General features: G+C 71.5%; 28 protein-coding genes. 14 read left to right on the top strand and 14 right to left on the bottom strand.

The features are described 5' to 3' along the window. Positions 1-35: 35 nt before the first annotated feature. Entirely contained in the window at positions 36-503 is a 468-nt protein-coding gene (gene msrB / locus QP939_RS47090) for a peptide-methionine (R)-S-oxide reductase MsrB (RefSeq protein ID WP_285453394.1), read from the bottom strand. 214 nt (positions 504-717) lie between these two features. On the opposite strand from msrB, the gene trxA reads away from it, so the two are divergent. Genes trxA through QP939_RS47060 form a run of 6 tightly spaced genes read left to right on the top strand, consistent with a single transcriptional unit; the run spans position 718 to position 3847 of the window. Continuing rightward, positions 718-1053 carry a thioredoxin gene (trxA, locus tag QP939_RS47085; RefSeq protein WP_285453393.1) on the top strand — a complete coding sequence of 112 codons (336 nt, stop codon included), beginning with the start codon at positions 718-720 and terminating at the stop codon, positions 1051-1053. 59 nt (positions 1054-1112) lie between these two features. Further along, positions 1113-1547: a DUF5709 domain-containing protein gene (locus QP939_RS47080; protein ID WP_285453392.1), complete on the top strand. Its 435-nt coding sequence runs from the start codon at positions 1113-1115 to the stop codon at positions 1545-1547. Positions 1548-1576: 29 nt separating this feature from the next. After that, the gene (locus tag QP939_RS47075) at positions 1577-2185 is read left to right on the top strand and encodes a sulfite oxidase-like oxidoreductase (RefSeq protein ID WP_285453391.1); all 609 of its coding nucleotides are present in this window, start codon (positions 1577-1579) and stop codon (positions 2183-2185) included. After that, positions 2185-2460 (top strand): ferredoxin reductase domain-containing protein, encoded by a 276-nt coding sequence (locus QP939_RS47070; protein ID WP_285453390.1) that lies wholly within the window; start codon positions 2185-2187, stop codon positions 2458-2460. The genes QP939_RS47075 and QP939_RS47070 overlap by 1 nt, the downstream gene beginning before the upstream one ends. Beyond that, complete coding sequence (locus QP939_RS47065; protein ID WP_285453389.1) at positions 2423-2884, top strand: ferredoxin reductase domain-containing protein; 462 nt, start codon at positions 2423-2425, stop codon at positions 2882-2884. The genes QP939_RS47070 and QP939_RS47065 overlap by 38 nt, the downstream gene beginning before the upstream one ends. 45 nt (positions 2885-2929) lie before the next feature. Next, positions 2930-3847, top strand: a complete 918-nt coding sequence (locus tag QP939_RS47060) for an NADP-dependent oxidoreductase (protein WP_285453387.1) — start codon at positions 2930-2932, stop codon at positions 3845-3847. Positions 3848-3926: 79 nt separating this feature from the next. Here QP939_RS47060 and QP939_RS47055 read toward each other — a convergent pair whose 3' ends face one another. Together QP939_RS47055 and QP939_RS52360 are read right to left on the bottom strand one after the other, a co-directional pair. Next, positions 3927-4535 carry a TetR/AcrR family transcriptional regulator gene (locus QP939_RS47055; RefSeq protein ID WP_285453386.1) on the bottom strand — a complete coding sequence of 203 codons (609 nt, stop codon included), beginning with the start codon at positions 4533-4535 and terminating at the stop codon, positions 3927-3929. A gap of 147 nt (positions 4536-4682) precedes the next feature. Further along, a complete protein-coding gene (locus tag QP939_RS52360) occupies positions 4683-5027 on the bottom strand; it encodes an antitoxin (RefSeq protein ID WP_434219612.1) in 345 nt (114 codons plus the stop codon). 195 nt (positions 5028-5222) lie between these two features. Between QP939_RS52360 and QP939_RS47045 the strand changes: the two genes are divergently transcribed. Next, positions 5223-5720 carry an OmpA family protein gene (locus tag QP939_RS47045; RefSeq protein WP_285453384.1) on the top strand — a complete coding sequence of 166 codons (498 nt, stop codon included), beginning with the start codon at positions 5223-5225 and terminating at the stop codon, positions 5718-5720. Continuing rightward, positions 5717-6928 carry a polysaccharide pyruvyl transferase family protein gene (locus tag QP939_RS47040; protein WP_285453383.1) on the top strand — a complete coding sequence of 404 codons (1212 nt, stop codon included), beginning with the start codon at positions 5717-5719 and terminating at the stop codon, positions 6926-6928. The genes QP939_RS47045 and QP939_RS47040 overlap by 4 nt, the downstream gene beginning before the upstream one ends. A 196-nt stretch (positions 6929-7124) precedes the next feature. Here QP939_RS47040 and QP939_RS47035 read toward each other — a convergent pair whose 3' ends face one another. Beyond that, a complete protein-coding gene (locus QP939_RS47035) occupies positions 7125-10082 on the bottom strand; it encodes an AfsR/SARP family transcriptional regulator (RefSeq protein WP_285453382.1) in 2958 nt (985 codons plus the stop codon). A gap of 197 nt (positions 10083-10279) precedes the next feature. Here QP939_RS47035 and QP939_RS47030 point away from each other — a divergent pair, with 197 nt between their 5' ends. Next, a complete protein-coding gene (locus QP939_RS47030; RefSeq protein WP_285453381.1) occupies positions 10280-11611 on the top strand; it encodes an outer membrane protein assembly factor BamB family protein in 1332 nt (443 codons plus the stop codon). A 232-nt stretch (positions 11612-11843) separates the two neighbouring features. Here QP939_RS47030 and QP939_RS47025 read toward each other — a convergent pair whose 3' ends face one another. Continuing rightward, the gene (locus QP939_RS47025; RefSeq protein WP_285453379.1) at positions 11844-12569 is read right to left on the bottom strand and encodes a response regulator transcription factor; all 726 of its coding nucleotides are present in this window, start codon (positions 12567-12569) and stop codon (positions 11844-11846) included. A 513-nt stretch (positions 12570-13082) separates the two neighbouring features. Here QP939_RS47025 and QP939_RS47020 point away from each other — a divergent pair. The 4 genes from QP939_RS47020 to QP939_RS47005 all read left to right on the top strand — a co-directional run bounded on the left by QP939_RS47020 (position 13083) and on the right by QP939_RS47005 (position 15509). Next, positions 13083-13316, top strand: a complete 234-nt coding sequence (locus tag QP939_RS47020; protein ID WP_285453378.1) for a hypothetical protein — start codon at positions 13083-13085, stop codon at positions 13314-13316. 73 nt (positions 13317-13389) lie between these two features. Further along, the gene (locus QP939_RS47015; RefSeq protein WP_285453377.1) at positions 13390-13536 is read left to right on the top strand and encodes a hypothetical protein; all 147 of its coding nucleotides are present in this window, start codon (positions 13390-13392) and stop codon (positions 13534-13536) included. A gap of 71 nt (positions 13537-13607) precedes the next feature. Further along, positions 13608-14570: a quinone oxidoreductase family protein gene (locus QP939_RS47010; protein ID WP_285453376.1), complete on the top strand. Its 963-nt coding sequence runs from the start codon at positions 13608-13610 to the stop codon at positions 14568-14570. A 186-nt stretch (positions 14571-14756) separates the two neighbouring features. Further along, on the top strand, positions 14757-15509 hold the full coding sequence (locus QP939_RS47005; protein WP_285453375.1) for a mechanosensitive ion channel family protein: 753 nt from the start codon (positions 14757-14759) through the stop codon (positions 15507-15509). Positions 15510-15567: 58 nt separating this feature from the next. Here QP939_RS47005 and QP939_RS47000 read toward each other — a convergent pair whose 3' ends face one another. Both QP939_RS47000 and QP939_RS46995 read right to left on the bottom strand, forming a co-directional pair. Continuing rightward, a complete protein-coding gene (locus QP939_RS47000) occupies positions 15568-16812 on the bottom strand; it encodes an amidase (protein WP_285453373.1) in 1245 nt (414 codons plus the stop codon). Continuing rightward, complete coding sequence (locus QP939_RS46995; protein WP_285453371.1) at positions 16809-18203, bottom strand: purine-cytosine permease family protein; 1395 nt, start codon at positions 18201-18203, stop codon at positions 16809-16811. The genes QP939_RS47000 and QP939_RS46995 overlap by 4 nt, the downstream gene beginning before the upstream one ends. 111 nt (positions 18204-18314) lie before the next feature. Here QP939_RS46995 and QP939_RS46990 point away from each other — a divergent pair, with 111 nt between their 5' ends. Further along, positions 18315-19874, top strand: a complete 1560-nt coding sequence (locus QP939_RS46990) for a PucR family transcriptional regulator (RefSeq protein WP_285453369.1) — start codon at positions 18315-18317, stop codon at positions 19872-19874. On the opposite strand, the gene QP939_RS46985 is transcribed toward QP939_RS46990, so the two are convergent. The 7 genes from QP939_RS46985 to QP939_RS46955 form a co-directional block, all read right to left on the bottom strand. Further along, positions 19865-19987 carry a hypothetical protein gene (locus QP939_RS46985; RefSeq protein WP_285453368.1) on the bottom strand — a complete coding sequence of 41 codons (123 nt, stop codon included), beginning with the start codon at positions 19985-19987 and terminating at the stop codon, positions 19865-19867. The genes QP939_RS46990 and QP939_RS46985 overlap by 10 nt on opposite strands. Beyond that, positions 19938-20720 carry a polysaccharide deacetylase family protein gene (locus tag QP939_RS46980; protein WP_285453367.1) on the bottom strand — a complete coding sequence of 261 codons (783 nt, stop codon included), beginning with the start codon at positions 20718-20720 and terminating at the stop codon, positions 19938-19940. The genes QP939_RS46985 and QP939_RS46980 overlap by 50 nt, the downstream gene beginning before the upstream one ends. Continuing rightward, positions 20717-21835 (bottom strand): oxidoreductase, encoded by a 1119-nt coding sequence (locus tag QP939_RS46975; protein ID WP_285453365.1) that lies wholly within the window; start codon positions 21833-21835, stop codon positions 20717-20719. Before QP939_RS46975 ends, QP939_RS46980 begins: the two co-directional genes overlap by 4 nt. A 16-nt stretch (positions 21836-21851) precedes the next feature. Next, the gene (locus QP939_RS46970; protein ID WP_285453363.1) at positions 21852-22460 is read right to left on the bottom strand and encodes a DUF1989 domain-containing protein; all 609 of its coding nucleotides are present in this window, start codon (positions 22458-22460) and stop codon (positions 21852-21854) included. A gap of 78 nt (positions 22461-22538) precedes the next feature. Beyond that, positions 22539-23273 carry an SDR family NAD(P)-dependent oxidoreductase gene (locus QP939_RS46965; protein ID WP_285453361.1) on the bottom strand — a complete coding sequence of 245 codons (735 nt, stop codon included), beginning with the start codon at positions 23271-23273 and terminating at the stop codon, positions 22539-22541. A 90-nt stretch (positions 23274-23363) separates the two neighbouring features. After that, positions 23364-23768 carry a hypothetical protein gene (locus QP939_RS46960; RefSeq protein WP_285453360.1) on the bottom strand — a complete coding sequence of 135 codons (405 nt, stop codon included), beginning with the start codon at positions 23766-23768 and terminating at the stop codon, positions 23364-23366. Positions 23769-23893: 125 nt separating this feature from the next. Next, complete coding sequence (locus QP939_RS46955; protein ID WP_285453359.1) at positions 23894-24919, bottom strand: hypothetical protein; 1026 nt, start codon at positions 24917-24919, stop codon at positions 23894-23896. Positions 24920-25037: the final 118 nt, after the last annotated feature.

Genomic DNA, 25037 nt, shown 5'->3' with positions numbered 1-25037 from the left:
CCGGCGCGCGAACCGGGGTTCGCGCGCCGGAGACGTCACTTGCTGTCGGTGCCGCTCGTGAACAGGGTGCGGTAGGCCCCGTAGCCCGCCGCCTCCAGGTCGTCGAGGTGGATGAACCGCAACGACGCGGAGTTGATGCAGTAGCGCATCCCGCCCTTGTCGAGGGGACCGTCGTCGAAGACGTGGCCGAGGTGGCTGTCCCCGTGCAGCGAGCGGACCTCCGCCCGGATCATCCCGTGGCTGAAGTCTTCCCGCTCGACGACGTTCGCCTTGTCGATCGGCTTGGTGAAGCTCGGCCAGCCGGACCGGCTGTCGTACTTGTCGACCGAAGCGAACAGCGGCTCCCCGGACACGACGTCGACGTAGATGCCCGGCTCGTGGTTGTCCCAGTACGCGTTCGCGAACGGACGCTCCGTACCGTCCTGCTGGGTCACGCGGTACTGCTCCGGGTTCAGCCGCGAGACGGCCTCCGGATTCTTGTGGTACTTGGCCTGCTGAGGCACAGCTCTCCCTTCCCCGCCTTGCGGCGTGAAGCTGGGGCACCAGGTGAGACGCACCTGGACGTGCGGAGGTAGAGACGTGCGGCGGACCCGCGCTATTCCGCCGGACGGCCGGTCGGCGCGGGTGCGTTCTCCTTTCGTAAGGACTGAGTGGAGACGCCCGGCTGATTGGACTGTAGGGTCCATGAAAGCCTGCGTCCACCCTGAAGGAGAAACCATGGCCAACACCGTGAAGGTGACCGACGAGACGTTCGTCGACGAGGTCCTGACCAGCGAAAAGCCGGTCCTGGTCGACTTCTGGGCCACCTGGTGCGGCCCGTGCAAGATGGTCGCCCCCGTCCTGGAGGAGATCGCGGCGGAGAACGGCGAGAAGCTGACCATCGCCAAGCTCGACGTCGACGAGAACCCGAACACGGCGCGTGACTACCAGGTGCTGTCGATCCCGACGCTGATCCTGTTCCAGGGCGGCAAGCCGGTGAAGCAGATCGTGGGCGCCAGGCCGAAGGCCGCGCTGCTGGCCGATCTCGCCGACGTCTTGTCCAAGATGGACTAAATAGTCCAAATGAGCTACGGTTGCCGGGAACGACGCGGCGGATCGAATGCGAGAACCCCATGAGTGACGACTCCGACGAGTACGACGGCGGTTTCGACCTGGACAACGGTCTGCTGGAACCCGAGGACAGCCTCGTGGACCGCGGCGTGGCGGACGTGCTGGACGAGGGCTACACCCCGCCGGACCACCCCATCGCGGTCTTCGACTGGGGCGTGACGGCCCGGGAGGCCGCCGGCCACGAAGAGCTTGGCAAACGGCTCGCCCGGGAGCTGCCGGACGTCTTCGACGCCGCGGACCAAGGCGACGGGCTCGGTGACGCGTCCGACACGGACGGCGAGCTGTACGACGACCAGGTCGGCGTGGCGCGGGCCGGACGGCTGGTCGAGGACCCGGACGCGGACGAGGTGTACCCCTACGTGTTCGCCTCCGATGTGGGCCTGGACGGCGCCGCGGCGTCCGCCGAAGAAGCGGCCATCCACATCGTCCCGGAATGACCGCAGACGCACGAGAAAGGCAGAGACAGATGGTGCTCACCAGAGGCTTCACCGGGCGCGGGCGCGCCGGCCGGGACCCCCGGCTGCCACCCGGGCAGTACGACGCGGGCAACGACTGGCCGGTCCTGCACGCGGAAGCGACGCCGTCGATCGACACCGCGACGTGGACCTTCACCGTCGACGGCCTCGTCGACACGCCGACCACCTGGACGTGGGACGAGATCCACGCGCTCCCGGGCGACCGGTACGAAGGCGCGATCCACTGCGTCACGACGTGGTCCAAGTTCGGCATGAGGTTCGACGGCGTCTCCGTCGACACCCTCCTCGACGTCGCCGGGGTGCGCGACGACGCGGCCTACGTCATGGCGCGGTCGCACACCGGCTACACGACCAACCTGCCGATCGAGGACGTGGTCGACGGCCGCGCCTGGGTGGTGTGGGACGTCAACGGCGCACCGCTGGACGACATCCACGGCGGCCCGGCCCGGCTGCTGGTGCCGCACCTGTACTTCTGGAAGAGCGCGAAGTGGGTGTCCGGGCTGAAGTTCATGGCCGAGGACGAGCAGGGTTTCTGGGAGCGCAACGGCTACCACGACCACGGCGACCCGTGGCTCGAGCAGCGTTACCAGGGCGACTGATGGCCACGGCTTCGTCCTGGCAGACCGGCGTCGTGACCGCGATCGGCGAGGAGACCCCGCACGCGAAGACGTTCCGGCTGCGGCTCGCCGAGCCCCGGACGCACCGGGCGGGCCAGTTCTACGTCGTCCGGCTGACCGCCCCGGACGGCTACCACGCCCAGCGGGACTACTCGGTGGCCAGCGCGCCCGGCGGCGAGCACAGTCGAGCTCACGGTCGAGAAGCTGCCGGACGGCGAGGTGTCGGCGTTCCTGCACGACGTGGTCGAAGTCGGTGACACGCTGCAGGTCCGCGGCCCGATCGGCCGGTTCTTCTCCTGGGACGGCGACGCGCCCGCCCTGGGTGTCGCCGGGGGTTCCGGGGTGGTCCCGCTCATGTCCATGCTGCGGCTGGCCCGAGGCGCGGGCCGAGCCGGCCTGATGCGGCTGGTCGTGTCCGTCCGATCACCCGAAGATCTTTACTACGCGGACGAAATCACCGGTCCGGAGACCACGGTCGTCTACACCCGCCGAGGCCCCGCGGGCGGTTCCCGGCCGGTCGGCCGTCTCACGGCCGAGGACCTCCGGCCGCTGGCCGAGGCGGACCGCGATGTCTACGTCTGCGGCTCGCAAGGATTCTGCGACGCGGCGACCGGTCTGCTCGCCGACGTCGGGGTCGAGGAGAAGCGGATCCGGGTGAGCCGGTTCGGGCCGACCGGCTGAGCCGGTCGTCGTGGCTGTGACCAACGAAATGCAGGAAGGTGCCGGATGAAGGCGATCGTGGTGACGGACCAGGCCGCGGGAACGGCCGGGATGAAGGTGGTGGAGCGGCCGCGAGCGGAGGCGGCGGGCAACGACGTCCTCGTCGAGGTGCACGCATCGGGGTTCACCCCCGGCGAGCTGACGTGGCCGTCGGCCTGGGTCGACCGGCTCGGCCGCGACCGGACGCCGTCGGTGCCCGGGCACGAGCTGGCCGGCGTGGTCAGCGCGCTCGGGTACGGCACGCGGGGGTTGTCGGTGGGGCAGCGGGTGTTCGGCCTGACCGACTGGACCCGTGACGGCACGTTGGCGGAGTACGCGGCCGTCGAGGCGCGGAACCTCGCGCCGTTGCCGGGCGACATCGACTTCACGGTCGGGGCGAGCCTGCCGATCTCGGGCCTGACCGCGTGGCAGGGGCTGTTCGTGCACGGCCGCGTCGAGGCCGGGCAGAGCGTCCTGGTGCACGGGGTGGCCGGCGGGGTCGGTTCGATGGTGGCGCAACTCGCGCGCGAGGCGGGCGCGTACGTCATCGGCACCGGGCGCGCCGCCGATCGTCAGTCGGCGCTCGACTTCGGGGCGCGGGAGTTCGTGGACCTCGAGCACGACTCGCTGGACGAGGTCGGCGGGGTCGACCTGGTTTTCGACGTCTTCGGCGGCGACATCCAGAAGCGGTCCGCGGACCTGGTTCGCGCCGGGGGAACGCTGGTGACGATCGCCGGTCCGCCGGAGGCACGGCCCGCCGACGGCTTGGCGATCGACTTCGTCGTCGAAGCCGACCGCGCTCAGCTGGGTGAGATCGCCCGCCGGGTCCGCGAGGGCCGGCTGAAGACGAACATCGGCCAGGTCGCCGCCCTCGACGACGCCGTCGCCGCCTTCAACCCGGCGGAGCGGGTCAAGGGCAAGACGATCATCCGCGTCCGCCCGTAGTGGTCCGCCTCCCGCGGAGGGCTCGCGGCACCGTGCGGACGGTGCCGCGAGCCCGGCTACGTGTGGACCATATCGTCCACTAGGTCGCATGGGCGCGAACCTGGTCGAACGCCATCTCCAGCGTCGCGTGCAACTGGTCGGCGTCCTGGGTGAGGTGTGCCAGCAGGTGACCGCCCTGCAGGGCGGCGATGAGGCCGGTGGCGAGCTTCCCGGGGTCCGCGCCGCGGTCGAGTTCACCGGCGGCCTGCAGTCGCGACAACGTCGCGGCCAGCAGGGTCTTCCACTGGGCGAACGCGTCGGCGAGGGCGCGGTGACCCCGATCGTGGCGGTCGGCGAGGAGGTGGATCAGCGAACCGAGCGCGCAGCCGTTTTCGGGTGTTGGCGGGTCGAGCAGCCACCGTTCCAGGTCGCCGACCTGCTGAACGCCGTCCAGGCGAGGGCGCTGAGCCCGGAACACGGCGTCCAGTTGAGTGGACACGATCGCTTCCACGATCGCGTCGGGGTCCGGGAACAGCTGCTCGAGTTCGGCCCGGCTCACGTCGGCGGCGGCTTGGACGCGCGCCGGGCTGAGCGAGCTGACGCCGTGGCGCACCAGGAGGGCGGTCGCCGCAGCCACGACGCGTGCGCGGGAATCCGGCTCCGAGGTGTCGAGACGCGGGCCGGGTCCGTCGTTGCAGTCGGCCGTCATGCCTTGCAGAGTAGTCGTTCCGGCCTCGGCCGGGTGCATCCGCCCCCGGCTGTAAGTGGACTGTATAGTCCTTATTTGCCGATCCGTGGCTCACGGTCACCGAAGGCGGCGAGGGCCCGGCTGAGCGCCTCGCCGCCGACGACGCGCTCAGCCGCCGTAGCCGCGCTCGGAGTCGCGGTTGCCCTCGGACGGCTCGCCGTACCCACCCGCGTCTTGGTCGTAGCGGCCACCGGAGAAGGACTGCTCGGCGCCGCGTTCGTCCCCGGAGGGCGATTCGCCGTAATCTCCGCCCGAGTGACGGCCGTAGTCGCCGCCCGCGTTCTCGTCGCGGCGTTCGCTCTGCTGGTCGCCGCCGAGGAAGTCCTTCGCCCGGTCGGCGCCCGCGTCGATCTTGTCGGCGTGCTCGCCGAACCGCGATTTCGCGAAATCGGCCGCCCGGTCGATGTTCTCCTCGCTCGCGACGTTCTTCACATCATCGAAGTCGATACCCATCTCAGTTCCTTCCGATTTCCGGTTGCCGCCACCCATCAAAGTCACGCGGCGACGGCGTGCAACTCGAACCGCATACCCGGGTGAAGTGATACCTCACGCGGGTGGGTTCGCCCGGGGCGCGGTTGCCGTCGTCATCCGGCCGTGTTCGGATCCCCGGCAGCAACCGGACGCGACAGTCGAGGGAGTTCGAACTTCATGCGCAGCACAATTGTCCGCACGGCGGTGGGGGCGGCGTTCGTGGCGAGCCTGGTCACGGCGTGCGACTCGGCCGGCACGGCGTCGTCCGGCCCGGATCTCAGCTCGTCCGGCGGCACCGCGACGTCGTCGGGTGCACCGGGTCAGCTCGACAGCGACGCCGCGCAGCAGGTCGGCACGACGATCGAGCAGGCGTTGCAGCGCGCTCCGATCACCTTCACCCCCGAAAAAGCCGAATTGACCGAGCAGGCCCGGCAGACGCTCGGCGAAATCGCCAAGGCATTGCAGGGCAACGCCGTGAAGATCAGTGTTTCCACCCATGCGGGTTACCCCGACGACGAAAAGGCGAAGGCACTTTCGGAGAAACGCGCCGAAGCGATCACGACCGCACTCGAAGGGCTCGGCGTGACCGGTGAACGCGTGGCGCGGGACGCGACCGGCAACGAAAAGGCGCAGGGCGACCAGGCGTTGGACACGCAGATCAGCGTCGCGAAGTGACGTCGGCCGGGGCGCGCCGCGTCCTGTACCTCGTCGGGCCGAGCGGTTACCCCAACTTCGGCGACGAGCTGATCGCGGCGACGTGGTTGCGGCACCTGGCCCGCACGGACCCCGGCGCCGACGTCTGGCTCGACACGCACTCACCCGGACCGGCCCAGCTCCTGCTCGGCGACCTGCACCCCCGGCTGCGGTGCACGGACACCCTGTGGCGGCTGTGCGGGGAGGCGCCGTCGGACGAGCCGGAGGTGGTGGCGGACTGGGTGCGGGCGGCGGTGCGCGACCCCGGGCTCGCCCCGCGCTGGGACGCGGGCATCGAGCTGCTCGGCCGGGCGGACGTGCTGCACGTGATCGGCGGCGGTTACCTGAACGCGCTCTGGCCCCGGCACATCGGGCTGCTCGCGGGCGTGGCCGCCGCGGCGTCGCGGTCCGGGGCGCGCACGGCGATGACCGGCCAGGGTCTGGTGCCGTTCCCGCGGGGCGCCGAGGGCCTCCTCCGGTCCTCGGCGGCCGACTTCGACGTCGTCGACGCGCGCGACGAGCCGTCGGCGGAGCTGCTGGCCCGTGGAGTGAGCACGTGCGACGACGTGTTCCTCGACCTGCCGGCCCCGGCCCTCCAGCGGGAGGCGCGGGAGTTCGTGGTGTGCGTGCAGTCCGACATCGGCCGGGCCGCACCAGTCACCCGGGCGGCCCGCCTGCTGGCGGTGCTGCGAGCGTGGCGGGTAGACCCGCGGCGGCTGGCGATCGTCGAAGGCATCCCGCGGGTGGACCGCACGGTTCCGGCGTTCCTGGAGTCCGAATTGGACGGAGCGGAGTTCGTTCCGTTCCGCGAGGTGTGGCGCCGTGGGTTGCCCGCGGCGCCGGGCCAGACGTGGATTTCCAGCCGCTACCACATGCACCTGCTCGCGGCCGCGGCCGGCGCGACCGGCTTGGCGGTGAGCTTTTCGAGCGAGTACTACACGCCCAAGCACCGCGGTTTGCTCAGGTTGGGCTCGGGGTGGAGCCTCTCGACGCCGTCCGATTCCGGCTCCCCGCGGCAGCCGACCGGCGGTGGGTTTCCGCCGGAGGTGCTGCGCCGGTGCCGGGAGCTCAAGCGTTCGGTGGCGGACGCGATCTACGGGACCCGGCCGGCGGGGGACGTCGCGGCGGCGCCGTTGTCGGTGGTGCGCCGCTTGACGTTGTTGACGCGGCGGCCGGGCCTCAGCGCCTGACGGCGCCCGCCGCGCCGCCCCGGCTTTCCTTGCGAGACGGCGGGTCTGGGTTCGTGATGCGGCTCGTGGCGGGGGCGCCGTTGTCGATGGTGCGTGGCGTTGCTTGCGTGGCGGCCGGATCTCGGCGCCTGATGCGGCGCGCCGTTTGCGTCGGCGCGCTGCCCCCCGCGTCAACAGCGGAAGCGCGGGTCCCGGCTCACCCGTCGAGCAAAGCACGGACCGTCGCCGCCTCGTGAGCGCCGATCCGGGACAGGTCCTCCCACGCCTTCTCCCACGCCGCCCGCGCACCGCGGTCGTCACCGGCCGCCGCCAGGTGGCGGCCCAGGCTGAGCAGGGACTTCCCGCGCCACCGGGGGTCGCCGGACGTCTCGAGGTACGCCACTCCCCGGTCCACGTGCGCGCGTCCGGTCGCCGGGTCGCCCAGTGCCAGGTGGATGTCGCCCAGGAGCACCTCCGCGCAGGCCAGCCCGTGACTGTCCCGCGTCCGGCTGAGGATCTCCCGGGCTTGGCTCGCATGGGCGAGCGCTTCGGGCAGGTCGCCCGCTTCCAGCGCCACCCAGCCGAGGCAGCGGAGCGTCGCGGCTTCCCGCCTGCCGTCGCCCGCGTCCCGGAGCGCCTGGCGGCTGGCCGTCAGCTGCTCGACGGCCGCCGCGCGGTTGCCCTCGTCCTGGTGGACGATGCCCAGCTCGCGGCCGCTGGCCGCCGCCCACCGCACGTCGCCGAGGGCCTCGTAGGTCGCGATCGCTTCGGTGAGGAACTCCTTCGCTTTCGCCCACTCGCCGCGGTAACGGTGCAGCACCCCGTACTCCCGCAACGTGTACGCGCGCCACCGCGGCGCGGCCAGGGAGTCCAACCTGGACAGACAACCGGCGAAGTGCGCCGCCGCCTCGTCCCAGCGGCCCAGCAACCGGTGGGACACACCCACCGACAACAGGATGACGACCTCCAGCAACGGATCGCCCGCCCGCGGCAGCACCGCCAGTGCGTCGCGGAAGGAGCGCTCCGCCGTCGCGAAGTCCCGGGTCTCCCGGGCCGCCAGCCCGAGCGCGAACAGGGCGTAGGCCGTCCAATACGGACTGTCCATTCTGGTCGCCGCGACGTGGCTGAGCTCCGCCACCCGCCGCAGGTCGCTCCACTGGGCCCGCAGTTCCAGGAAGGCCGCCACGGTCGCCGACAGCTGGCACGTCGTCGCGTCGTCGCCGGCCACCGCCGACAGTTCCACCGCGTGGACGATCGAGGCGTGCTCGTCCGCCAGCCACGCCGGTGCGTTCCGGTCCACCTCCGCGAGCAGCCCGGGCGCCTCCAGCGCCAGCGGCGGCGGGGTGAACTGGTGCAGGCCGCCGAACTCCAGCCGCGCGTCCGCGCGTTTCCCCAGGTGCAGGTAGGCGTCGGTGAGCCTCGACCAGACCGCCGCACGATCCGCCGACGAAAGCTTTTCCTTGGCGTACAAGCGGATCAGGTCGTGGAAGTGGTACCGGGTCGCGGTGAACTCGCCGCGTCCGCACTCCAGGAGGCTCACGTCCACGAGGCTTTCCAGCAGCCGTTCCGCGGTGCGGAGGTCCTCGCCCAGCGCCACGGCCGCCGCCCAGGCCGCGAACCCGGTGTCCGGCATGGCCGCCAGCAGCCGGAACGCGCGCCGCTGGCCGGCTTCGAGGCCGTCGTAGCTGAGCAGGAAGCCGGCCCGGACCTCCCGGTCGCCGCCGACGAGCTCGTCCAGCCGGTCGCGTTCGTCCGCCAGCCGCGCGGCCAGGTCGGCGACCGTCTGGTGCGGGCGGGACCTCAGCTTCGTGCCCACGATCCGCAGGGCCAGTGGCAACCCGCCGCAGAGCCGGACGATCTCCGCGGCCTCGCGCGGCTCGTCGGCGACCCACGGCGCCAGGCCGGTCAGCAACGCGAGGGCGTCCTCGTCGGCCAGTCCGTCGAGGTGGATCAGGCCTCGCAGGTCCAGCCCGGTGAGGCGGCGACGGCTGGTGACCAGCACGCCGCACTCCGGGTTTCCCGGGATCAACGGCCGCAGCTGCTCCTCGTCGGCCGCGTTGTCCAGGACGACCAGGATGCGGCGGCTCGCGGTGCGGTCCCGGAACAGGCCGACCCGCTCCTCCACGGAGGCCGGGAGGTCGGTGCCCGCGACCCCGAGGTCGCGGAGGAACCGGGCCAGTACCTCGGCCGGGTCCCGCGGCCGGGGCCCGGCGCCGTGCAGGTCGACGAACAGCTGCCCGTCCGGGAACCGCGCGGCCAGGCGGTGGGCCGCCCGGATCGCGAGCGCGGTCTTGCCCAGCCCGGGCTTGCCGGTGATCGCCGCGACGGCCGGGACCCGGTCGCCGGTGCCGAACAGGCCGGTGAGGGAGTCGAGGACGTCGTGGCGGCCGGTGTAGTGGTCGACGTCCGGCGGCAGCTGGCGGGGTCCGGTGAACGGCATGAGCGACGGGTCGCCGCGCAGGATCCGCACCTGGAGCCGACGCACCGCGGGCGCCGGTTCGATGCCCAGCTCCTCGTCGAGCCGCCGGTGGAGCCGCTGGTAGGTGGCCAGCGCCTCGGGCGTGCGGTCCAGCCGGTGCAGGGCGAGCATCAGCTTGGCCACCAGTTGCTGACGCAGCGGGTGCTCGGTGGCCGCCTCGGCGAGCTCGTGGACGATCTCGGCCTCGCGGCCGAGCCGCAGGTACGCCCCGAACCGGTCCTCCAGCGCGCCCAGCCGCGCCTCCTCCAGCGGCGCGGCCACCCGGAGCCGGACATCCTCGGTGGCCACCGACGACAGCGCCGGCCCGTCCCACAGCGCCAGCGCCTCCTCGAGCAGCTCGATCCGGCGGTCGTCGGTGGCGGCCCGCGCCCGCGCGCACAGAGCGTGAAACCGGAAGACGTCGACCCGCATGGGATCGAGGCGCAGCTGGTAGCCGGATCCTTCGCGCACCAGCGTGACGTCCTCGGCCCCGGCGAAGGTCGCGCGCAGGCGGCTGATCTGGGTGTGGATCACGGCCCGGGCGGTGTCCGGCGCCTCGCCCTCGGGCCAGGCCAGCTCGATCAGCCGGTCCGCAGGCACGTGCTTGTTGGCTTCCAGCAGCAGCACCGCGAGGACGAACCGCTGCTTGCGGACGCCGAGGTCGACGGGGTGACCGCCGGAGAACGCCCGCACCGGCCCGAGCACTGAGAAGTCCATAACCGGCTCGTACTTTACGCGACGGCACGCCCGCTGAACTGCCCGATCGAGTGGTCCGGCCACTGTGGACCCGCGGGCGGTGTTAGAAAGCTGTTTGAACCGTGTTCGTACGGTGATGCCGAGCTGTGCGGCCGGGCGGGGAGGGCCGGCCCGCACAGCTTTCGTCCGGCGCGATGCGATGGGGAGAAAGCGAACAGATGCGGCGAGTACTGGCCACCACGACCTGCCTGGTGGCAGTGATCACGATCAGTGGCTGCAGTGGCGGGGTGGCCACCCCGCAGCCGGGGCAGTCCGGCGTGGCCACCGCGGCCGGGACGCCCACCAGCACCGCTCCGGAGGCCAAGACGGCCGACCCGCCCACGGAGTTCGACGCCGCCGCGGGCGTGCCGCTGCCCGCCGGGGCGTTCAGCACCAACGCCGGGGGCGGCATCACCGCGAAGTTCCTCACCCTGCGTGACCGCACGGCCTACATCGTCGGGCCCACCGGGATGACCGCCGTGGACGTCCTCACCGGCAAGCAGCAGTGGGAGGCGCCGATCGAGGGCAAGCCCGGCGACCCCAACAACCAGCGCGGCCCGTTCGTGAACACCACCGGGCCGCGGCCGCCGGTCGTGACCGATCAGCTCGCCGTCGCCGCCGTCCCGGTCAGCGTGCCCGAACAGGGCACCACGCCCGGCTACATCGCGCTCACGGTGCTCGCCGCCGACGTCGCCACCGGCAAGAAGGTGTGGCAGGCCGACACCAAGGTCTCCACCGACCAGTACGCCGACGCGAGCAACGCCGTGACCAAGGTCGTCGGGGTCACCGACAAGGCCGTGATCGCGGCCTACGTCAAGGACGAACAGCGCATCACCGTCGGCCTGGACCCGGCCAAGGGCACCACGCTCTGGACCCGCAACGACTACATCGGCGGCACCGTCCACGGGGACGTCCTGGCCGGCGTCGACTACAGCGCCGGGCTCCACAGCGGCTACACGAGCCAGATCACCGCCCTCGACGTCGTGACCGGGCAGCAGAAGTGGGTCGCCGCCAAGGACTCCTACTCGCTCGACGTCGTGGCCGCCGATCCCGCGCTGGTCGTGGTCGACCAGAAGGCGAAGATCGAGCAGAACGTCCACGGCGGCACGTTCCTGGTGTTCCTCGACCCCGCCACCGGCGCCGAGAAGGGCAAGCTCACCGGCGAATACGGCTCGGCCGTCTCCAGCTACGGTGACTGCTTCTACGACCAGCAGTCGGTGCTGGTCTGCTCCTCGTCCGGCGTGCTGACCGCCTACGACGCCGCGACCGCGAAGAAGCTCTGGAGCCTGCCGGACCAGACCGCCAACCGCGTCGCGCCCGGGGTCCTCACCGCCTGGCACGGCATGCTCTACGGCACCACCCAGGGCCGCAAGCCGATCGCGCTCGACGCGAAAACCGGCAAGGACGTGACCACCGAGGTCGGCGTCGAACCGTTCTGGGTGAGCAAATACGCGGCCATCGGCGTCGCCGACGACGGCCGGACCCCGACGGCCTACCCCGTGAAGAAGTAGCGGCCCGCCGCTCGCGGACACCGGCCCGTGCTCCCTGCGCACGTCTGCCGACGTGCCGGAACTCCGCCCGGACCACCCGGTCGCGACGGCGGCCTCCGATGACGACCGGACGTCGCGATCAGCCACGCCGAGGACCCGGCGAAACATGCGAGATCGCCAAGGCGGCGGCCGCCGTCGTGGCGGGCCGCCTCCCCGCCTGAGCCGCACGCGACGGTTCTCCGGGGCCGGTGGCTCAGGCCGAGCGCGGGATCACCGGGTCCGGGGTGCTGAGCAGGCCGAGGTGGTAGCCGCGGGCCACCGCGTGCGCGCGGTCGCGGGCCGCGAGCCGGTGCATGATCTGCTTGGCGTGGGTGCGGATCGTTTCGGTCGAGACGCCCAGTTCCTCGGCGATTTCGGCGTTGCGGAACCCGTGGGCGATCAGCCGGAGGATTTCCGACTGGCGTTGGGTGAGGCGGGTGCTCTGCGCCGGGATGACGCCGGACTCGCCGGTGACCAGGCGGGCGAGCTGGGGGTCGAGGAACGGCCGTTCGCAGTGCGCCGCGCGGATCGCGGCGATGACCACGTCCGGGGCGGCCGACTGGGAGACCAGGCCGTTGACCCGGGCGGTGCGGGCGGCGTGCAGGTAGTCGGCGGCGGCCGGGTCGTTGTCGTGCACCAGGCCGATCACGCGGACGGCGGCGTGGGCCTCGCGCAGGGCGTGGATGCCGCGGGCGTCGCGGTCGAGTCTGCTGTCGACGAGCACGACGTGGGGTCGCAGGCGTCGGACGGCGGCCAGCGCGTGGTCGGCGCTGGGGGCGGCGCCGCACCAGGCGAGGCCGTCGGTGTGGTCGACCAGCGCGCGCAGGCCGTAGGCGGCCAGGGGCTGGGTGGCCAGGACGAGCACCCGCACCGCGGCGGGACTGTCCGGGGCGCGGTGAACCCCGGCGGAACGCCGGGTGATCGCGTCGATCGTCGCCATGGTGCTGCACCTCGAGGTCGGTCGGTGGGGGCAAAGGGGTGATGCCCGGCACCAGGTTCCATGACGCGAACGGACCAAGGAACCTCAGGACTGGGTGAGGAGCCGGGGTGACCGGGACCCGCGAGACCTACTCTGGGTAGCTTTGTGTGGCGCGGTGCCCGGCCATTCGGGGCCCGGTGCCGGCCTGAGCGGGTGGTGCCCGGGTGACCGGACGTACTCAGAGCGGTGGAGCGGGGTCATCACCGTCTGGCGCGGATCGGGTCACCCGAACAGGTGATTCCGCTTGAGCGAACCTGACGTGCGTGACCTTCCGGGCGATTCGTCCGGTCTGTCGCGTCGGCGTCGACAGGACTCCGGACCGTGCTGCCCGAGGCGAATTGCGCGTCGTGATCGTCGCGCGGGTGCCGTCGATCGGCGCTTCGGCGCGCTGCTACAGTCGCCGGGCGCCGGGCGGGCAGTTCTCGCCGGGCTCCGGGGGTCGTTTCTTTCGCGTTTGATCAGAGGATTGCCAGAATGGACGAAAAGGTGCGGTTCGAGGCTGCCTTTCGGCGGCGGATCACCAGGGTGAGCCGCGACGCGGCGGACGCGCGGTCGGCCGGAGACCGCGACGTGGCACGGAAACTGGCCGCGAAGCTCGAAGACACCTTCGATCTCGCGCTGCGGTTCAAACTGGACGACGGCGTGCCGCATCTCGGTCCGCTGGTGATTCCCCGCCCGCGTCGCGCCTTGACGCGCCCACGGCCGTGAAGACCTTTTTTCACTCGATCGAGTTGCCCGTTCCGGGGTTCTCGGGCGACGGTCGCGTCTGGAGAATTGCGCCATGAATGAGACCGTCGAGGCCACCCCGATCTACGACGCCGTCCGCAAGCGCCTGAGTTCTTCTTCGAACCCGGACGGCAATGCGGATGAACCGGGTACGAGCGACAACGACGACGAATCCGGCCTGCTCGCCGAGGCGAACGCGTAGCTGCCTGGTACTGGCGGACCCAGGTGGCGCGGGACCTGGCCGCCCGCCGCCACCGCCATAGGCTCGAACCCATGGCGAACAGCATGAAAGCGGTCAGCATCCCCGAGTTCGGCGCGGCCGAGGTCCTCCGGCTCGGCGACGTCCCGGTCCCGGAGCCCGGCCCGGGCGAGGTCTCGATCGACGTCGCCTACGCCGGAGCCAACTTCGCCGAAATCCTCTACCGGCAGGGCGTGGTGGACGTTGCGCTGCCATTCGTCCCCGGTATCGAGGTCTCCGGCCGGATCCGGGCGCTGGGGGCGGGCGTCGGGGGATTCCAGGTGGGGGAGCCGGTCGCCGCGTTGACCATTGTGGACAGTGGGGGTTACGCCGAGGTCGTCACCGCGAACGCCGCGCTGGTCGCGCCGCTGGGGGAGGCCGGGTTCGAGGTCGGGGCGGCGCTGCCGTCCAACAGCACCACCGCGTTCCTCGTGCTCGAGCGCGTCGCCCGGTTGGCGCGCGGGGAAAGCGTGCTGGTGCACGCCGCCGCCGGTGGGGTCGGCAGCCAGCTCGGACAGGTGGCCCGGCTGCTCGGCGCGGGCCGGGTGGTCGGCACCGTGGGGAGTGCGGCGAAGATCCCGGCCGCGAAGGCGTTCGGCTACGACGAGGTCGTCCTGCGCGACGAGGTCGACGGCACCGGCGAGTTCGACGTCGTCGTGGACATGGTCGGCGGCCCGTCCCGCCGCGCGAGCCTGGACCGGCTGGCCCCGATGGGGCGGCTGGTGGTGATGGGCAACGCCTCGGGTGCCGAGGACGTCGGCATCCCGGCGAACGAGCTGTGGTTCACGAACAAGACCGTGTCGGGGTTCAACTTGGCGGCGTTCTCGGCGGTCGCTCCCGGGGAGGTGGGGCGCGCATTGCGCCGCGCGGTCCAGGCCGTCGCGGACGGGGAGCTGCGCGTGGAGGTCGAGGCGCTCGGGTTGGACCAGGCCGTCGACGCCCACCGCCGGATCGAATCCGGCTCGACGACGGGAAAGCTGGTTCTCCGAGTGCGGTGAACGGGCGCCGCGGGCCCGGGGTACCCCGCGCGGGGTCGCCCGCTCGGGGAATGAGTTTGAGCGGAATTCGGGTCGAATACCTCAGCCGGGGTGCTCGAGTTGCCGTCCCACGGCCGCTGTTTGACCATCCGTGCACTATGCGCACCAAGCAGATCTCTGCGCGGCGGAACGGAAAAGAGGGTCGACATGGGCCAGCAATTGAGGGACGGGCTCGGTCAGGCGTGGGCTCTGGTGGCCACGTTCGTCCCGAAACTCGTCGGGTTCCTGATCATCCTGCTGATCGGCTGGCTGATCGCGAAAGCCGTGTCGAAAGGCTTGTCGCTGGTGCTCCGGAAGATCGGCTTCCGGAAGCTGGTGGACAAGACCGGGCTGACCGGAATGGTCGGCGGGCAGGAGATCGACGCGACGGGCATTCTCGTCAAATTGGTCTACTACTTCGTGCTGCTGATCGCGCTGCAGCTGGCGTTCGGGGTGTTCGGGCCGACGAACCCGGTGAGCCAGCTGCTCAACGACATCATCGCGTTCCTGCCGCGGATCGTGGTGGCGCTGGTGCTGGTCGTGGTGGCCGCGGCGATCGCGAAGGTGGTGCGTGACATGGTGGCGTCGGCGTTGTCCGGCCGTGGGGCGGCTCGTCCGCTTTCGCTGGCGGCGTACTGGTTGATCATGGCGTTCGGCATCATCGCGGCGCTGGGTCAGGTGAACATCGCGACGGCGATCACGGGCCCGGTGCTGATCGCGGTGCTGGCGACGATCGGCGGCGTGATCGTGGTCGGCTTCGGCGGCGGCCTGATCAAGCCGGCGCAGGACCGCTGGCGCGGCTGGATGGCGAACCTGGAGAACCAGGTGGGCAGCCGCGACGCGGCGAGCGCACCGACCCGGCAGGTGCCCGCGGAGGACACCCCGACCCCGGCGGCCGGAACCCCGCGCGCCAACTGGTGAAGTTCCGCGGTCGGCCCGGCGGAGCGCCGCCGGGCCGACCATACGTGAGACGGCACCATCACCAGTGGCGGGCCGTTTCCGAGAGACCGGGCGCGGCTCCGAGCTGCCGAGCCGCCCGCAGGACGCGTCCGTCCCACCCGGACGCTCCGGAAACCTGGATACTGCGTGGCAGACCGCCGCCGCCGAAGGGGATGACGAGGCTGGGTGCGTCCAGGTAGCTCAAGACCATCGTCAAGGCCAACGCCCGCGCGTTCACCTCGTCGTGCGCCTCCGCGGACGCGCGGACGTCGTCGTAGGCCGGGGCGTCGATTTCCGTTGCGGGGCTGAGCAACAAGGCGTTCCCCAACTCCCGGCGGAACTGGCGGCGGAGCGAAGAAACCGACCCGTAGAGCGGATCCGCGGACCCTTGCCGCAGCCGGGTCCGGGCCCGCTCGAGCCGCCGCCGCACCTGAGAAGACAGGAGATCCGGCTCCTCGAGGTACCGCCCGAACGCCGCGTACGCCTCCGACTCCACGATCGGCACGTGCAACCGGTGCAGCCGTCGGGCGAGTTCGAGCGATTCGAGTCGGCGCTCGGCGACGCGAAACCCCGCCGCGCGCAGCCTCGCCAGGTCCGCGTGGAACCGGTCGAGGACGTCGCCGTCGCAGCCGCTCAGGTACTCCTCGTGCGGGACGACGAAAACCGGCACCTCCGGGGCCGGACCCGGGTCGCCACCGAGGATCCGGTCGACGGCTTCGACGTGCTCGAGCCGGGCGGCGATGAGACCCGCCGTGTCGAGAGTCGGCGCCAGCGCCGTCATGCCGTCCGAGGGATACCGGCCCAGGCTCGGGCGGAACCCGAACACACCCACCCAGGCCGCCGGGATGCGGGCGGACCCGGACGTGTCGCTCGCGAGGGCGAACGCGACGACCCCCGCCCGCACCGCCGCGGCCGACCCCGACGACGAACCGCCGACGACGTGTTCGCGGCCCGCGCGGGAAAGCGTTGGCGTGCCGAACCTTTCGTTGACTCCGAGCCCCGAGTACGCCAGCTCGCTCATCGTCGTCTTGCCGATGAGCGCCGCTCCGGCCGCGGTGACGCGGCGCACCGCTTCCGCGTCGCGGCTCGCGTCCGGCCGGTCGTCGAACACCCGCGACGCCGCCGACGTCCGGGTCCCGCGGACGTCGAAGATGTCCTTGACCGCGAACGGCATCCCCGCGAGCGGGCCCTGCGACACCACGGCCGCCGCCCGCTCGTCGGTGATCCGGAGGAACGTGTTGCGCGTCCGATGGGCTCGGGTCAGCGCATCTTCCACCGTGGTCACCGGCTCGCACCGACTTCCGAACGCCGGGGCGCGCGCCGAGCCAGCAGGTAGTACAGGCCGCCGGCGACGACCGAACCGGACAGCCACGAGAAGTCCGTGTTGTTCATCGCCGTCGCCAGCGGGCCCTGCATCAGCGGGGTCAGCCCGTACTGCCATGACCACGCCGCCACCACACCCAGGCCGAGCGCCAGCAGCGCGCGGCCGTTCACCGACTTCGACTCCGCGTACAGCGACCGCACGTCCAGCCTTCCGCGGCGCAGCACGAAGTAGTCGATCAGCACGATCGCCGCCCACGGGCTGATCCACACCAGGATCGAGGTCATCCAGTTGTCGAAGGCGTGCGCGAAACTGTCCGCCTCCATCAGCACCAGCAGCACGACCGAAGCGACGACGCCGGCGAAGAGGGTGAGCTTCCAGCGCGCGATCTTCACCCCGATGCTCAACGCGGCCAGCGACGACGAGTAGAGGTTGAGGATGTTCGTCGCGATGGGACCGTGCATGATCAGCAGCAGCACCGGCAGCGCCATCGTGCCGAACGCGCTCACCACGATCGCGGACGGGTCGCCGCTGCCGCCCGCGCTGGCCAGGCACGCCCCGAGCGCCGCGAGCCACACCGTCGGCAGGTACATGCCCAGCGCCGAGGCCAGGAACACCGAACGCGAGGACGCGCCGCGCCGGACGAAGCGGCTGTAGTCCGCCGAGTACGGCACCCACGTGATGCCCCAGCCGACGCCGATCGCGGTGAGCAGCTGGGTCACCGCGGTGACCTTGTCCGGAGTCGACGTCGCGGTCGACGAGGTCCAGTCCAGGTCCGCCCGGCTGAGCGCGAGCACCGTCATCACGACCATCACGAGCACGGTGGCGGGCACGGTGTACTTCTCGAACGACCGGATCGCGTAGAACCCGTACAGCGCCAGCCACAGCTGGACCGCCATGATCACCCCGGCGACGAGGTAGCGCAGCCACGGCCCGCCCTCGATCCCGAGCTGGCGCAGCACGGCCAGCATCAGGTCCAGGACCACCCACGTGTTGACGCCGACCCACGCCATCGCCAGCAGTCCCTGGATGACACCGGGCACCTTGGCGCCCCGGCGGCCGAAGGGCGCGCGGCCCAGCACCATCTGGTTCACCCCGGTGCGGTGGCCCAGCACGTTGCACAGCCCGAAGACCGCGCAGCCGACCAGGTTGCCCAGCGCGACCACGACCAGCGTCTCCACCAGGCTCAGCCCCAGCGTGACCCCGAGCGCGCCGAGCACCCAGTTGATCGGCGCGATGTTGGCGCCGGACCAGATCCAGAACTGCTCCCACGGCGTGCAGTCCCGGCCGCGGTCCGGGATCGGCTCGATCCCGTGCGCGTCGAAGGGCACGCTCTCCGGCGTTTCCCGCACCATGGCAACCTCCAAAAGGGACGGTGAGTTGCCTTACAAAAGCACCCGCCTCAGGGGCGTGACCAGTGGAGGAAGCTCCAGCGAAACGCCGGCTCGCTGTGTAAGCTTCACAACGTGTTCACGATCCGCTCGCTGCTCGACAACCCCGATCTGGGCCTGCGCCTGCTGGTGGAAGGCCGCGCCGGCGCGGTGGACGAGCGCGTGGTGTGGGTGCACAACACCGAGTTGAGCGATCCCTCGCCGTACCTGGGTGAGCGGGAGCTGGTGCTGACCAACGGGATGTGGCTGGAGCAGGCGGAGGCCGCGGAGTTCGTCGGCAACGTCGTGCGGGCCGGGGCCGCCGGGATCGTGTTCGGGCTGCGCGAACAACAGCCGCGGACGCCGCAGGCCGTGATCGACGCCTGTGCGGTGGCCGAGCTGCCCCTGGTGGAAATCGCGATCGGCGTGCCGTTCACGGCGGTCACCCGGGCCGCGGCAGGCCACTACGCCGCGATGCGCCAGACCAGCCTGCTCGGCATGGTCCGGCGCGGCGACGCCCTGACGACGGCGCTCTCCCGAGGCGCGGGCGCGACCGGGGCGCTGGAGGTGCTGCGCCGCGACTACGACGTGCCGCTGGCGGTGGTCGACCGGGCCGGGCGGCTGCTGGCCGCGGCGGGCGCGGCCCTGACCGCGGAGCAGCGCCACACCGCGGCCGAACGCCTCGGCGACCACCCGCCGCCGCTGGAGATCGACTTCGGGGACGCGGGGGTGGCGAGCGTCTTCCTCGTTGGCGCGATCGGCGACCTCGACGCGGCGCTGCTGTGCCTGCGCCCGCTGCGGGAACTCGGCGACGGCGAACGCGCGGCGCTGGAGCAGACGGCTCGCTTCCTCAGCCTGGAAGTGGCCAAACAGCAAGCGGTGCACGCGATCGAACTGCGCTTCGCCAGCGAGCTGCTGGACATGATCCTTTCCGGACCCGCGCGCAGCGGCGAGGTCCCGGGGCGGCTCCGCGCGTTCGGGGTCGACCCCGACGGCGCACTCGCCGTGGTGGCGCTGGCCTTCTCGGGCGCCGAGCCGCCCACGCTGCCCGGCTTGGCCGAGGCCGTCATGGAGTTCTTCCTCGCCGAGAACTCCCCGGCCGCGGTGGCCGGCGGCAGCGGCGACGTCGTCGCGGTGGTGCCGTGGCGGCGGCCGGACGCCGAGCTCCACGAGCTCGGCACCCGGCTGGCCCGTGCCGTCGACGGCCAGTTTCCCGGGCACCGCGCCGTGGTCGGCATCGGCGGGAGTGTGGCGAACTGCGCCGGGCTCAAGCAACCGCTCGTCCGGTCCCGGGAAGCCTGCCGCGTCCTGCGGCGCCGCGGCGGCACGCCGGTCGCGACCTTCGCCGAACTCGGCACCCACCGCCTGCTGCTCGGCCTGCACGACGCCGACACGTTGCGGGACTTCGCCGACGTCGTGCTCGGCCCGCTGCGCGAGCACGACGCGCAGCGCGGCGGCGACCTGGTCCGCACCGTCCAGGCGTTCCTCGAGCACGGCGGGCAGTGGGCGGCGACGGCGGAGGCGTTGTTCGTCCACGTCAACACCTTGCGCAACCGGCTGGCGAAGGTCGCGGAGCTGACCGGGCGCGACGTCGCCCGCACCGAGGACCGGGTCGACCTCTACCTCGCGCTCGAAGCGGCCGGGTTCTACGGGTAGACCGGCGGCTCCGGCAGCGCCCGCGCGGTGAGCGCCGGGTCGGCGAGCGCGGCGGCCGCGACGTCACGGCAGCGCAGGAACGTGACGTCGCCGTACTCCAGTGCGTGCTCCACGAGCCGGCGCAGGGCCAGCAGCCGCCCGGGGCGGCCGGAGAGGAACGGGTGGCAGCACAGGTTGAACAGGCAGCCGTAGTGCCGCATCCCGTCCAGCTCGGCGCACCAGAAGCTCCAGGACCTTGGCCGGCGACTCGATCACGGTGCCGATGGCCGGCTCGGGGAGGAAGGCGTACTGCTCCCAGTCGTCCAGCGACCAGTGCACGGGCAGCTCGGCGATCTCGCCCCGCGCGGTGGCGATCCGGTAGGGCCGGTCGTCGGCCATCAGCGAGGAGTCGTAGCGCAGGCCGTGCTCGGCGACCAGCTCCGGGGTCTGCCACCGCGCGCCCCACAACGCCGCCCGGTGGCCCTGGATCTCGATGCCCTGCGCGGCGAAGACGTCCATCGCGCGCGCGAAGTCGTCGCGTTCCTCCTGGTCGCTCATCGACGTCGGGGCGCGGTGGGCGTAGGAGTGGTGGGCGACCTCGTGGCCACGCTCCACTATGGACGCCGCGAGCCCCGGCCGGTGCCGCGCGACCCAGCCGGGGACGAAGAAGGTCGCGGGCACGCCCAGCTCGTCGAGCATGTCCAGGATCCGCGGCACGCCGACGTCGGGGCCGTAGGACTGGTGCGACATCGTCATCAGGTGCCCGGCGTAGTGCGCCCCGGCCGCCAGGACCGGGCTTTCCGCGTCCACGTCGAACGTGAGGGTGGCGACGGCGGCGGCGCCACCCAGCCACGAGTCCGTGCTCATCCGCGCTCGCCTTCCCGCCACCGGCGCACGTTGGCCAAGGTGACTTCCGGGTCCAGCATGCCGTGGTCGAACCGGTCCAGCTCGGCGTCCTTGGCCACCCGGTGCGGCAGGTCCGGGTTGGCGAGCGCGGCCCGGGCGACCGACAGCAGGTCCGCGTGCCCTTCCCCGAGCACGCGTTCGGCGAGCACGACGTCGTGCATGCCGCCGTTGGCGATCACCGGCAGGCCGGTGGCGACCCGGGCGACACTGGTGATCGTGCGCCCGCCGGCCAGCCGCGCGGTGTCCAGCCAGTTGCGGCCCTCGCTGGCGATGTGCAGGTAATCGGCTCCATTCGCGGCGAGCTCCGCGGACACGGTTTCGGCGTCGCGTTCCCCGTCCGGCCAGCGGTAGGTGAAGTCGTTGACCTTGGTCTGCGAGAGCCGGACACCGACCACGAAATCCGCGGGCACCACGGCTTTGATCGCGTGCGTGACCTCGGCGGCGAGCCGGACCCGGTCGCGCATCGGGCCGCCGTAGGAGTCCGTGCGCAGGTTGGTGTAATCGGTGATGAACTGGTCGAGCAGGTAGCCGTTGGCGGCGTGCACCTCGACGCCGTCGAAGCCCGCGGCGACCGCGTTGCGGGCGGCGGCGGCGAACCCGGCGACGACGTCGGCGATGTCCCGCGCCGACATCTCCCGCGGCACCGGCCACGGACCGCGGCCCCCGTACTCGGGCATCATCTCGCCGCGCGGCCGCACCGCGGACGGGGCGATGCGCTCGCTCGTGTGCGGGTTGCCCTGCGAAAGGGCACCGGCGTGCATGAGCTGGGCGATGATCACCCCGCCCGCCGCGTGCACGGCGCCGGTGACCGCGCGCCAGCCGTCGACGTGGTCGGCGGTGACGAGGCCCGGCTGGTTGAGGTAGCCCTGGCTGTGCGCGGCGTCGGGGTAGACGCCTTCGGTGATCACCAGCGGGAAGCCGCCCGCGGCGAATTCGGCGTAGTACTCGGCCATTTCCGGGGTCGGGACGCCGTCGGGCGTGGCCGAGACGCGCGTCATCGGCGCGACGGCGTACCGGGAGGACAGTTCGTGCTTCCCGATGCGGACGGGGCTGAGGGCGGGGTGGGACGTGCTCATCGAGCTGCCTTTCGGGTCAGTGGCGGATTTCGAGGGCCAGCGGGCCGGGTTCGCGACCGTTGATGCCGACGAGGTCCTGCGGGCACGCGGACACGACGACCACGCAGTCCAGCTCGGCCCGGAATGTCACGGCGGCCCCGGGACCGGCGGGGGAGGAGCGCCATTCCAGCTCACCGGCGGCGTCCGGGGCGACGTCCATGAAGACGTTCACCGGTTGCGGAACGGTGGTGATCTCGATGCCCGCTTCGCGCGCGGCCGTCGTCAGGTTCTCCGCGCACGAGGCGTGCGGTCCCCGGTGGCCGAGGTTCCGGTAGCGGGCGGGATCGCAGGCGGCGATCAGCATGTCGTGGCGGCCGGGGGAGGTGTCCTCGACGAGGGTCAGGATCGGCCGCCTGCCGGTGGTGACGAACTGTTCGCCCACGCGCGGGAAGAGGCGGTTGACGTGCCCTCGGGTGTGCGCGGCGCTCAGGTGTTCGGCGGGGTCGGCGGAGACGAAGGCGAACAGGTCACCGACCTGCGCCCCGTTCGGCGTGCTGACCCGCACGAGGTGCCCGGCACCGACCCGGACGGCCCGGCCCTGCCTGGCGGGCACGTCCACCCGCGTGATCCACGAAGTCGGCTTCATGCGACCAGTTCAGCAGGGCCGGGCTTGATGGGGCGATGGAGGATCTTCCAGTGATCAAGCCTTGCTGTGGAGGATCTGCTACCAGCCGACGGGGCCGAGCCGGTCGATGAAGATCCCGGTGGGCCCGTCGGCGTCGAGGGTCGCCAGCTCGAGGATGGAGTCGGTGCCTTCGGTGACGGTCAGCTGGCCGGTGTGCCGGTTCATGTCGGTGGCGGCGAACTTGTGGTTGGCGACCTCGCCGGGGGTGGCGACGTTGAACTTGATGCCCGGGAGGGCCTGGGCGTACCGGACGGTGATCATGTTCAGCGCGGCCTTCGACGAGCTGTAGGCCAGCTCGTGCATCTTCGAGACGGGCTGGGCCGGGTCGGTGATGACCGCGAACGAGCCGCCGCCGCTGGAAACCATCACCACCCGCGGGTTGTCGGCGGCCTGCAGCAGCGGCAGGAAGGCGTTCGTGACCCGGACGGGTCCGTAGACGTTGACGTCGTACACGACGTGGAGGTCGTCGGCGGTGGCGTCCGCGGGCGGGACCGCGGCACCCGGCGCGCCCGCGTTGTTGATGAGCACGTCCAGCCGGTCGGTGTGCTCGCGGACGAGCCGGGCCGCTTCGGCGACCGACTCGTCGGAGGTGACGTCCAAGGGCACCGCGACGACGCCGGCGCCCAGCTTGTCGGCTGCTTCCTGGCCTCGGGCTTTGTCGCGCGAGCCCAGGAAGACCCGCCAGCCGCGGTCGGCGAGCCTGCGGGCCGCCTCGAGGCCGAGTCCTTTGTTGGCGCCGGTGATCAGGACGGTGGTCTGTTCTGTGTTCGTCATGCCCACCGGACACCGGCGGGCACTCCGGCGTGACCGGGTGTGCGTCGGGTCACAACGGTCCGGAGCGAGGCCTCAGAGGCCTCAGAGGCCTCAGGCGCCGAAGATGGGGACGGACGTGCAGGCGTTGCCGTTCACGCCCTTGAACTTGGTGAAGGAACCGTCCGCGTTCTTCCGCCAGAACGACACGCAGATCAGTGAGCCGTTCGGGAAGGTCCGGTTCAGGACGAAGGTGTGGTCGACCTCCTGATCGGTAGGCCCGGTCCGCTTGAACCCGTTGGGGCCGAAGACTTCGAAGAACCCCGTCGCGCCGGTCTCGCTGAGCTGCCGCCAGGCGTAGACCGTCGAGACGGTTTGGCCGCCGCCGGTGGAGCGGTTGCACAACGCGTTGGCGTAACAGACAACCTCGGTGTCGGTGGTGCCGGCGACCGCCGGGCCGACGAGTCCCGAAGTGGCCGCGACGACCATCCCGGCCAGTGCCAAAGCGCGCGTTTTCACGATTTCTCCCCTTCCGTCACCGTGCGAAGCCGACACGGCCGACGGTGATCTTGGGTTGAGGGAGACCGACGGCTGTCACCTGATCGGCGCAACGGCCGGGCGAACTGCGGCCGCGGGCCCGTTCGTCACCACGTGGGAGCGGCGGGGAACGAGTCGCGGATCGCGTGGAGCCGCACTGCTCGGACGTGTCGATCTTCTTCGAGCGGTTCAATTCCCCGGTGATCCCGTTGATGACGTCGACGGCGATGAGGGCCTTGTCGAGGCCGGTCTCCGCGGTGACGGCTCCGGCGACGTTCGACAACAGCATTGTTCCAGGCGCGGACCCGGTCGACGCAGACTCCCATGAGGTTGTCGAGGTCGAAGCGTGCGCCGTGGATGACCGCGGCGAAGCCCGCGAGGCAGTTGCTCAGCTGCTCGAGCGCGGACAGCCGGTAGTTGTCGAGCATGCCCTTCCCGTCGTACCAGCGCCTGAGGTCTTCGAACCGCTCCCGCGCGGCGCCGCCCGAGGTCCAGCTCTCCTCCCACAGCGCGCTGTCGGTGTTGAAGTGGTCGAAGAGATCGGCCCAGACCCTGAAGGTCGTGCCGTCGTCGGTGGCCCGCTGGTGGGGCCGGCGGATCCGGGCCTCTTCGATCCGGTCGAGCGCCCGTTCGACCCAGCCGCCGGAGATCACTTCCAGCTCTTCGCGCACGGTTTCGGCGTGCGGCGGGACCGCGCCGACGTCCTGGCCGGTCAGCACGTCGGCGTGGTGGAAGAACTGCTCGACCACCAGTTCCGGTTTCGGGTCCTTCCGAGCGGAGCCGGCGAGGATCGAATAGGCGTTCCAATCCAGGGCGGTGATCAGCTCGCCGGATCTGAACTCCTTGTCGTTCGGCGCGTCGATGTCGATTTTCCAGATGTCGACGTACATCGGGACCGGCACGTTCGGATCGCCGGTGTCGGCTTCGGCGAGGCTTTTCAGCATGCCGTGCAGGCGGGGTTCACCGCCACTCTGGTCGAGCAGGCCGGAGATCCGCGTGAAGACCGCTTCGCTGCGCAGTTCGTTCGTCTCGTGCAGGCCGGCGGCCTGGTTGACCTTCGAAATGGGTGCAGGCCTCGTCCACCTTCTGCGCGCCGCCCGGAGGTCGGCGGGGTTGACGACCGACATGATCATGCGCCCTGGTTATCGGGTGTCGCAGTCCCGACAGACTGGACAAGGCGGCGCGGACTCGGGGAGTTTTCGGGCATATGAGGACCAGCCGGATCAGTTTCGCGAAGACCGCGGCCGGCCG

The organism is Amycolatopsis nalaikhensis (genome assembly GCF_030264295.1).
GTDB lineage: Bacteria > Actinomycetota > Actinomycetes > Mycobacteriales > Pseudonocardiaceae > Amycolatopsis > Amycolatopsis nalaikhensis.
This window is presented reverse-complemented; position numbering and strand designations above follow the sequence as displayed.